This window comes from Microcystis sp. LE19-10.1B (genome assembly GCF_027530565.1).
GTDB classification, from domain to species: domain Bacteria; phylum Cyanobacteriota; class Cyanobacteriia; order Cyanobacteriales; family Microcystaceae; genus Microcystis; species Microcystis aeruginosa.
Window position 1 is genome coordinate 1 of record NZ_JAPZQM010000191.1, and the last position, 6,168, is coordinate 6,168.

The following is a 6,168-nucleotide window of genomic DNA, read 5'->3' on the forward strand; positions in this document are numbered from 1 at the left end:
TCCCCACACCCCACACCCCACACCCTATCTTCCCATTTCCCGAATTCTCAGGGGGAGTCCCCAATAGTTCACCCGTTCTGCTAACCAGCCGGTGGATTCTAGCCGCTCGATCGCTTGATTGACGCGTTCTCGGAGACTTTGGTACTGTAAACCTTTAGGGAGAACGACTCCTAGAGCGATCGCACCCAACTGGATCGGTAATTGATGATAATTGGAGAATTGCTGCACCCAACCGGTTAAAAGGCTATTATCAGCCGCAAAAGCGTCTATTTCCCCCGTTTCCAGTAAATTTAAAGCTTCTTGATAGGAAGCAACCCCGCGCAGGGTAGCCTTAGGTAAATTGGAACGCACAAGGGCGATTGTCGTCGAGCCGTTGAGTACGGCGATTCTAGAGTTAGCTAAGTCTTCTAAACGCTGCAATTGCGGGTTTTTCGTCACAAAACCGCTGCTATCGAGGTAATAAAAGGGGCTAAAATCCACTAAGCGCTGACGTGCAGGAGTAATCGCCACACGAGCGATCGCAAAATCTACTCGATCATCAATAACCACCTGTAAACGTTCTTGATTACTAACGGGTTTGAGAATAATAGCACTGTCAGAACCGAGAATTTCTGACGCTAGACGTTTAGCGATGTCGATTTCCAATCCTTGCAGATTACCCTGAGAATCAAGGAAAGCGAGGGGAGGGAGATTATTTTTGACAGCGACAATTAATTTTCCCCGGCGTATAATTGTATCGAGATCGGCGCTAAAACTTGGGGCTACACCCAAGAGCAAAAAACCAAGAATCAATAACAAATTTTTCATACTGTTTTACCTAAACTAACTCGATTCCTACCTTGATTTTTAGCGGCAAACATGGCACGATCAGCCCGCTCGATCACCGCTTCTAGATTATTATCTTCAGGGCTAAATGTTGCCACACCAATACTAGCAGTAACTCGCACTTTTTGTCGATCAATTTCAATATTTAACTTGTTAATTACTTGACAAATGCGCCAGGCTGTGGTAGCAGCATCTTCAAGATTAGTTTCTGGGAGAATAGCGACAAATTCCTCGCCCCCAAAGCGCCCAAAACTATCCACTTGACGCAGACAGTTTTTAATTGCCCCAGCGACAGTAATTAAAGTTTTGTCCCCTAGGAGATGACCAAAGGTATCGTTAATATGTTTAAAATGGTCGATATCAATGAATACAAGCGAAAAATAACGATGATAACGACGACATCGTTGCAATTCTTTCTCGCCCAAGGCGAGAATCTCTCGACGATTATTTACCCCAGTTAGGCTATCAGTTCTGACTAGCTTTTCTAGTTGATAATTGATATTTTTCAGTTCTTCTTGGGTTTTTTTCAGTTCTAAATGAATTTTAACTTTGGCTAACAGTTCCCAACTATAAAAGGGTTTATTTACGTAGTCCACAGCCCCAGAATTAAAAGCATTGATAATATCTTCTTTTTCCTCACTATCTGTTACAAAAATAATCGGTATATGAGCGTATAAAGCATTACTTTTTAGTCTTCGACAAAGTTCTATTCCCCCCATCTCTGGCATCATTAAGTCAAGAAGAATTAGGTCAGGATTAGCAGTTTCTACTCGTTCTATTATTGCCTGTTTAACACTACTAGCATAAATAGTGGCATAACCAGCAGAATCAAGAATATTCACAGCCAATTGGAGATTTTTACCGACATCATCAACCAATAAAATTAGACAGTCTTCAGCACGAAATTTAATCATCATCAGTAAGTATAGGTAATTAAGTTAAGGACAAAATAGAGATACAATTATTAGTGATACAGCATTTCTTATACAGATGAAGTATGATGGGATTGGGCATCGCCCCCAAAGGTTAAGTAGGGAGGCACAATTATTTGTAGGATGGGTTAGCGGTAGCGTAACATAATCGGGGGTTGGGTTTCATGCTTCAACCCAACCTACGTTCATCTTATATTTAATTCCACCCACCTACTTAAGCTTATCCCTAGTTTCTAGAAGTCCGCTTTTTTCGACTAGAATAAAAAAAGCCAGCCAGAATAGCCACAATTTTAAAAATTTCTCCTCTTAGACTTGACGTGAAAGAGTCCCTCAACCCTACTTCTTTGGATCTCAAAACCATTTTTCCCTTTAAACTCGACGACTTCCAGCAATCGGCGATCGCTGCTCTCGCTGCCGGTAAATCAGTGGTGGTCTGCGCTCCCACCGGTTCCGGCAAAACCTTAATCGGAGAATACGCCATCTATCGCGCCCTCGAAAGGGGCAAACGGGTTTTCTACACCACTCCCCTGAAAGCTCTTTCTAACCAAAAATTCCGGGATTTTCAAGAAAAATTCGGTCGCACCCCCACCGATGGCGATGAGGATTCCCCGCTGCTCTTTGCGGAAGTGGGATTGATTACCGGTGATGTGGTGATCAATCCCTCCGCATTAATTGTAGTCATGACTACAGAAATTTTTCGCAATATGCTGTACCAAACTCCAATCGGTGAGGTAGGCACTTCCCTAGAAAACGTGGAAACCCTAGTTCTCGATGAATGTCACTATATCAGCGATCGAGGTCGCGGCACCGTTTGGGAAGAATCAATTATCTACTGTCCCCCTAGTATCCAATTAGTCGCCCTCTCCGCCACCATCGGCAACCCCGGGGAACTCACCGACTGGATTAACTGGGTGCGGCAACTGCCCCAATCCGGCGACAATAAACAGACCTCCAGCTGCGAGCTAATTAACTCCGATTTTCGCCCCGTCCCCCTGCGCTTTTATTTCGCCAATAAAGAGGGATTATTCCCGCTGCTCGACCCAAAACAGAGCAAAGTTAACCCGAAACTACGCTCAAAAGTCGGCCACGGCAAACCCCGACGCTTAAAACGAGAAGATTGTCCCACCATCGCCTCGATTGTCACCACTCTGCGGGACAAGGATATGCTCCCAGCCATTTACGTCATTTTCAGCCGTAAAGGTTGCGATCAGGCGATTCGAGAGCTAAAAAACCTCAATCTCGTTAATCAAGAAGAAGCTAGAGCCATTTACTACCGTTTACTCATTTTCTTTCTGGAAGATAATCCCAATCTGCAAGAACTAGCCCTTTCCTTCTTTGCCGTCGAAAATCCGCCTCTACACCAGAAATTACTGGCTTTTTTCGCTAATAACCCCCAGTCCGACGATCAACTCCTCAGCCTCTTAACCGCCGCCCCCGAGACGAAAAATCAACTGTTTGAATTCCTAGCCAGTGCTTCCCAATTGGTGCGGGCCGACCAAGTGGAACCCCTCACCCGGGGCTGTGGTGTTCACCATGCCGGGATTTTACCCCTCTGGAAAGAATTAGTCGAACAACTCTTTGAAGCTGGTTTAATTAAGGTGGTTTTTGCCACCGCTACCCTCTCAGCCGGGATTAATATGCCCGCTCGCACCACCGTTATCTCGGCCCTCTCCAAACGCACCGATGATGGCCATAGTATGCTGACTCCCTCGGAATTTGTCCAGATTGCCGGCCGGGCCGGTCGCCGGGGAATGGACGCGGTGGGCCATGTGGTGACAGTACAAACGCCCTTTGAAGGGGCAAAAGAAGCGGCTTTTCTGGCCATCGCTCAACCAGAACCCCTGCAAAGCTGTTTTGCGCCCAGTTACGGCATGGTCTTAAATCTCCTGCAAAAACACAGTCTAGAGGAGGCCAAAGACCTCTTAGAGCGCAGTTTCGCCGAATATCTCGCTCGTTTGAAGTTAAGCCCCGAACGACAACAGATTACCGCCTTAACCACCGAATTGGCTAAGTTGGATATGGAATTAGCCGGTATCGAACGGGAGCAGGTCTTTAGTTACGAAAAGCTACGGGAAAGACTGCGGGAAGAAGAAAGACTGTATAAAATCCTCGCTAGTCAGTCAGAGGCACAGAAAAGACAGGAAATACATCTAAAATTGCCGAATATTCCCGTCGGAACCATCCTCCATCTCAAGGGCAAACATATTAAGGTTCCCGTCCCCGTCCCCGCTATCTTCGTCAATACCCTGCACGGAGCCGGTCAAGTGCGAACCCTTGTTTGTTTAGGTAGTGATAATCGCTGGTATTTAGCCGCCTATGCCGATATTAGCGAGATCGATCGAGGTTTTCTCACTCCCGCGGAATTAGGCGAACTGATACCCCCTTCCCTAGAAGCTGTTTCCCTAGGGGGTTGGCGCAAGGGTGAGGAAAATACTCAGGCGATCGCCGATTTAATCCCCCAACAAGTGCAGGGCATCCCACCAGTGGCGGAACTGGCAACACAAGCACAAAAAATTGAAATTGTCAATAGTCAAATTGCCGCTCATCCCCTGCAAAAACGCAAAAATCCAGGGCGATTGATGAAATTATACTACGATCGAGAGATTGCTCGCGATAAGTTACACAAGACCCAGATTAAATACCAAAAACAACAATCGCGTAAATCCTACTACTGGGAAGAATTTCTGAATCTAATCGAGATTTTGCGGGAATTCCAAGCATTAGAGGGTTATTTGCCCACTCCCCTCGGAGAAGCGGCGGCCACTATTCGCGGGGAAAATGAACTCTGGTTAGGATTAGCGATGATGTCCGGAGATTTGGACCGATTGACTCCTAGCCAACTAGCCGCCGCCATCAGCGCCATGATTACGGAACCCCCTCGCCCCGATACTTGGTGCAATTACCCTCCTGTGCCAGAAGTTATCGATATTTTGCGGCAAGGAGAGGGAAATTCCCCCGGTCTGCGAGAAGTTCGCCGTTTACTCTATCAAGCTCAATCTCGCTACGATATAACTATTCCCGTCTGGTTAGAAACCCAACTGATGGGGATTGCCTCCCGTTGGGCCCAAGGGACATCCTGGCCGGAATTGTGCGAAAATACTAGCCTCGATGAGGGAGATCTAGTGCGATTATTACGGCGCACCGTCGATGTTCTCTGGCAAATTCCCCAAATTCCCCGAGTTTCCCAAGTCCTTAAAGATAATGCCCGTCTCGCCGTCACAGCCATGAAGCGCTTTCCTTTATAATATTGATCGCTCTTTTAAACAATGGGAGATGGTAAGGAAAGTAACTGTTGGTGAATCTGCTCGATGAGGGCGAGGATTTGCTGATAATTGTGGTGCAATCCCTGTTGATAGAGGTGATTGGCTCCTTGATTTAAATCCGCTAAAGCTGATTGATAATAACCCAATTGATGCCGCAGTAATCCCCTTCTAATATAAGCATCGGCATAAAAAGGATCGATGGCAATCGCCTGATTTAAATGAGCGATCGAGCGGTCGTATTCACCTAATTGGTGAGCGGTACAAGCTAGATTATAGTAGGCTGAAGCGTTATTTTTATTTAACCGGAGAGCTTGATTAAAATCCGCTTTGGCTGAGGTAAAATTGTGGAGGGCTAAATGAGATAAACCTCGATCATTATAAATAGTGGCTAAAGTGTCGGGTTGCCAGTTAGTAATTTGACGCAAGGATTGATTAAAATCAGCTAGGGCAAGGGGATAATTTTTCATGGCTGCCTGAACTAAACCCCGATTATAGTAGGCTTGATAATAGCTGGGTTTTAACCGGATAGTCTGGTTATAATCGGTCAGCGCCTGTGGATAATCTCCCAAACGATAAAAAGCTAAACCCCGATGGAAATGGGCTAGATAATTATCGGATTGCTGTTGTAAAGAGCGGGTGCAGTCCTGCCAAGCGTGGAGATAATCCTGCAAATAAATCTCAGTTAAACAGCGATTACTGTAGGCTAGGGCCAAGTTATTTTCCCGTTCGATCGACTGATTGAAATCCTGCAAAGCTTGCTGATAATTACCCGCCTCTAGTTGTTCAATTCCCGATCGCAACCAGTAGGACAAATGTACTGATTGAGCCGCTTTTCCCTGCCGAGGCCATCCCCCCAGCACAAGCGAGCAGAGCAGTGCAACAATAACCAATCCACCGAGGCGAGGAAGAAAATTTTTCAAAACCGTTGACATAGGAGTATCTTTGTGCATATACTCCCCATTCTGAGGAAACTTTCTCGATCGATCAACAGACAGCCTGTCAAATGCAGGAGACAGGAGATTATTTTTATTTATTTTTCCCACACCCCACACCCCACACCCCACCCCCCACACCCCACACCCCACACCCCCCACCCCCCACCCCACACCCCACACCCCACACCCCACCCCCCACACCCCACCCCCCCC

General features: G+C 46.5%; 4 protein-coding genes. 1 reads left to right on the forward strand and 3 read right to left on the reverse strand.

The features are described from left to right. Positions 1 to 24 precede the first annotated feature (24 nt). Together O9332_RS07045 and O9332_RS07050 are read right to left on the reverse strand one after the other, a co-directional pair. A complete protein-coding gene (locus O9332_RS07045; protein WP_288024526.1) occupies positions 25 to 807 on the reverse strand; it encodes a transporter substrate-binding domain-containing protein in 783 nt (260 codons plus the stop codon). After that, complete coding sequence (locus O9332_RS07050) at positions 804 to 1,739, reverse strand: GGDEF domain-containing response regulator (RefSeq protein WP_043999403.1); 936 nt, start codon at positions 1,737 to 1,739, stop codon at positions 804 to 806. Before O9332_RS07050 ends, O9332_RS07045 begins: the two co-directional genes overlap by 4 nt. A 335-nt stretch (positions 1,740 to 2,074) precedes the next feature. On the opposite strand from O9332_RS07050, the gene O9332_RS07055 reads away from it, so the two are divergent. Next, positions 2,075 to 5,002, forward strand: coding sequence for a DEAD/DEAH box helicase (locus tag O9332_RS07055; protein ID WP_002762561.1), 2,928 nt, complete (start codon positions 2,075 to 2,077; stop codon positions 5,000 to 5,002). 14 nt (positions 5,003 to 5,016) lie between these two features. Here O9332_RS07055 and O9332_RS07060 read toward each other — a convergent pair whose 3' ends face one another. Beyond that, positions 5,017 to 5,970, reverse strand: a complete 954-nt coding sequence (locus O9332_RS07060; protein ID WP_002762560.1) for a tetratricopeptide repeat protein — start codon at positions 5,968 to 5,970, stop codon at positions 5,017 to 5,019. Positions 5,971 to 6,168 lie beyond the last annotated feature (198 nt).

What these genes read in the sequence shown, in the direction of transcription:
- O9332_RS07045 (WP_288024526.1), bottom strand. Translation starts at nt 807, where the DNA reads ATGAAAAATTTGTTATTGATTCTTGGTTTTTTGCTCTTGGGTGTAGCC.
- O9332_RS07050 (WP_043999403.1), bottom strand. Translation starts at nt 1,739, where the DNA reads ATGATTAAATTTCGTGCTGAAGACTGTCTAATTTTATTGGTTGATGAT.
- O9332_RS07060 (WP_002762560.1), bottom strand. Translation starts at nt 5,970, where the DNA reads ATGCACAAAGATACTCCTATGTCAACGGTTTTGAAAAATTTTCTTCCT.